1 protein-coding gene is annotated in these 2,347 nt (G+C 37.2%); it reads left to right on the top strand.

The genetic code is table 11. The annotated features are described in order from the left end of the window. The first annotated feature begins 452 nt into the window (after positions 1-452). The gene (locus tag C7972_RS23605) at positions 453-2,117 is read left to right on the top strand and encodes a DUF262 domain-containing protein (RefSeq protein ID WP_110358613.1); all 1,665 of its coding nucleotides are present in this window, start codon (positions 453-455) and stop codon (positions 2,115-2,117) included. The last annotated feature ends 230 nt before the right edge of the window (positions 2,118-2,347 follow it).

The raw sequence follows: 2,347 nt of genomic DNA, 5'->3' as shown, positions 1-2,347 counted from the left end.
CGTTGGCAAACATTTTGTACTAGTAGTAGAACTTGTCCTTAATCCACAAATCCGAGGACCAAAACTCGGACGGAGTATTGACCCAACACTCATACGCAAATGGATTTTAGCTTGATTCGGAGGGCTACGGAGGGGTTCGCAAGGCCTTCTTACTCGGACGCACTCAGTACGCAATCAGTACGCTGGCCTTTCTTACTCGCACCTATAATAAAAAAACGATTTGCCAACAAAACCTATGAAGTAATGCGGGCCTGGTGTCCGATCCCAAGTTTTGCCTATATTTATGAAGTCGCAAAATCTTTCCGATTTTGCTTTTGAAATAATAAAGAAAAAAGAAAACGCAAAGCTTTTGCTTGGTGCGCACAGGAAAGGACAATGCCTCTCCCCTCCCGCACTACTCATAGCTCAGACCGTTGTGCCTCATGCAAAAAAAGACATCAAGACTATAAAACATGACATCATTAGAAAACATCCCGGTTAAGTATTCAGACCTCATTAGTGAAATTGAGACAGGTCAGGTAAAGATTCCACAATTTCAAAGGAAGTTCGTTTGGGATATTAAATCTTCAGCCAAGCTATTGGACAGTATAATTAAAGGTTATCCTATTGGGACATTTATTTATTGGCGGACAAATGAGCGATTACGGTCAGTAAGGGACTTAGGGAATATTTCACTACCTGAACCGAAAGATGGTGAATATGTAAACTTTGTTCTTGATGGACAACAAAGACTTACCTCACTGTTCGCGACACTTAAAGGACTTGTTATAACAGGTGAAGACGGAAAGACGAGTGATTATTCTGAAATGTATGTCGACTTCAATGCGTCAGAAGACCAAGAAATAATTATAACTGATCCTTCAAAGCTTCCAGATAACACTTTCATTAAAGTTACCGACCTAATGGAAGGAAGCCTGACCCAACTTGCTGCATTCCCTACCGAATACCATAAAACAATTGAAAACTATAAGAAGATAATTCAGTCCTACACGTTCTCAGTAATCAATCTAAAAAATGCTCCAATCGATGTCGCAACAGAAGTATTTACAAGATTGAATGTTGGTGGGAAATCGCTTACTCTATTTGAAATCATGGTGGCTAAAACATATGATTCAAAAAGAGAATTTGATTTAGCAGAAAAATATGATGAACTCAAAGAAGAATTGACAACATCGCATTATGACACAATACCATCAGCAACTGTTCTTCAAGTTGTCTCAATTCTTTTAGAAAAGGATTGTACGAGAAAGCAAATTCTCAAACTTGAAAAGGATAGATTTATTGATATTTGGGATGAAGCGATAAGTTGTATTAAGCAAACCGTAGATTTTTTCAGAAACTATGGGATTTCAGTAAGTAGAATTTTGCCCTACAACGCTCTAATAGTTCCATTTAGCTACTATTTCCACTTGAATAAGAAAAACCCAACAGGTGAAATCAAGAAACGATTAGAAGATTTCTTTTGGAGAGCTTCACTTGGGTTTCGTTATTCATCAGGAGTGGAAAGTAAACTCGCTCAGGATATTGAAAAAATTGAAACAATAATCAAAGGCAACCTACCAAAGTATGAATGGGCAGTCAACGTTAACGAAGAATTCATAGAGAATAATGGATGGTTTAGTACAAGTAAAGCGTTCATTAAAGCTATTCTGTGTTTGTATGCAAAGAAGAAGCCTAAATCTTTTGATAATAACTTAGATGTAATCATGGATAACAGTTGGCTTAAAATAGCTTCTAGTAAAAACTATCACCACTACTTCCCAAAGTCTTGGCTTAAAAAGAATTATAAGGAATGGGATTACTTTTATGTTAATCACATACTCAATATTACCATTGTTGACGACTTCCTAAATAAGCGGACAATTAAGACAAAATCGCCAGCTACCTACATGAAGAGCTTTGAAAAGGAAAATGAAGACCTAAAAGCAACAATGAAGTCTCATTTTATCGATATTGATAAGGATGGAATTTGGGATAATGACTACGATAAATTCTATCATAACCGTCTAACAAGGATAACAAAGGAAATTAACAAATTCATCATTAATCAGGATTCGAAAGGTCCTTTAGAAACCTATGAAGATGTTGAAGAAGTTGAACCCGAAACAATTGAATAAAAAAGCACGAAGGCACAACAATGGCTAAAAAACATAGGGCGGACAGTGGTTTCCGCAAGTTTTCGGCACTTAGCAAACTTTGTCTCGGTGGACAAGTACGCAGCTCCGAAATGCCCTACGTTTCTTAGCCGAGACCGTTAGCTGTAATTCCCCACATAAAAAATTTCTATTAATTTCTTGAGCTAACGACAAGAACTCCCGAACTTTATGGTGATCCTATGTAAGGCCGA

The sequence above is a fragment of the Arenibacter sp. ARW7G5Y1 genome (assembly GCF_003201775.1).
Taxonomy (GTDB): Bacteria; Bacteroidota; Bacteroidia; order Flavobacteriales; family Flavobacteriaceae; genus Arenibacter.
The sequence above is the reverse complement of the archived record's forward strand: the minus strand, read 5'-3'. Positions and strand labels throughout refer to the sequence as shown.